Source organism: Frankia sp. AiPs1 (genome assembly GCF_023716945.1).
GTDB lineage: Bacteria > Actinomycetota > Actinomycetes > Frankiales > Frankiaceae > Frankia.
This window is the reverse complement of record NZ_JAMQQF010000984.1, coordinates 1-1,208: the sequence shown is the minus strand read 5'-3', so window position 1 is coordinate 1,208 and position 1,208 is coordinate 1. Positions and strand designations below refer to the sequence as shown.

Here is a 1,208-nt window from a genome sequence, read left to right as displayed (position 1 = left end):
GGGCGCCGGCATCCCGGGCACCGGCGGGCCTCACCCGTCGGGCCGTGCCCGCCACCGTGCTGGTCCTCGGCGCGGTCAGCCTCATCACCGACGTCTCCGCCGAGATGGTCACCGCCGTACTGCCGCTGTACCTGGTGACCGGACTGGGGCTGTCCCCGCTCGGCTTCGGCCTGCTCGACGGCATCTACAACGGCGCCAGCGCGCTGGTCCGGCTCGTCGGCGGCCACCTCGCCGACCGCGGCCGGCGCTACAAGTCGGTGGCGGCTGTCGGTTACGGGCTGTCCGCGCTGTGCAAGCCGGCGCTGCTGATCGCGCACAGCGTGACGGGGATCAGCGCCGTCCTCGCGATCGACCGCACCGGCAAGGGGCTGCGCACCGCTCCGCGGGACGCGATGATCTCGCTGGCCGCCCCGCCCGATGCCCAGGGCCGCTCCTTCGGCGTGCACCGGGCGATGGACACCGCGGGGGCCCTGCTGGGGCCGGTCGTCGCGGTCATCGTGATGCACGCGGCCGCCGACGGGTTCGACGCGGTGTTCACCGTCAGCTTCTGCGTCGCGGCGACCGGGGTCGTCGTCCTGCTGCTGTTCGTCCCCGGCCGCGTGCCGCAACCCGCGCCGGCAGGGAGCGGGCTGGCGGAGAGCGGGCTGGCTGGGAGTGGGCCGGCTGGGAGTGGGCGGGGCGAGCGGGCAGCCGTGTCCCTGCGGGCGGCCGTGAGCCTGCTCGGCGGCCGCGAGCTGCGCCGTCTCGCTCTGTGCGCGTCGCTGCTGGGACTCGCCACCGTCAGCGACTCGTTCCTGTACCTGATCCTGCAACGTGAGCTGGACCTGTCCGGCGAGTGGTTTCCCCTGCTGCCGTTGGGCACGTCCGCGTCGTTCCTGCTGCTGGCCGTCCCGCTGGGACGCGCCGCGGACCGGTTCGGCCGCTGGGGTGTCTTCCTCGCCGGGCACGGCGGCCTGCTCGCGGCGTACGGGCTCCTGCTCGGCCCGACGGGGGGCGCGGCGGTGGGCGTCGTCGTGCTCGTCCTGCACGGCGCCTTCTACGCGGCGACCGACGGGGTGCTCATGGCGGCCGCGGCCGGATCGGTCCCGGCGGGGCTGCGGTCCAGCGGGCTGGCCCTGGTCCAGACGGGGCAGGTGGGCGCGCGTTTCGCCTGCTCGCTGCTGTTCGGCGCCGCCTGGACGGCCTGGGGTGACCACACCGCCCTGGCC

Annotated in this window: 1 protein-coding gene; it reads left to right on the top strand. The window is 75.5% G+C overall.

What is annotated here, in order from left to right; genetic code table 11:
* Nucleotides 1-44: 44 nt before the first annotated feature.
* The coding region (locus tag ND748_RS32355) for an MFS transporter (protein WP_374216096.1) at nt 45-1,208 on the top strand (1,164 nt) is incomplete at its 3' end.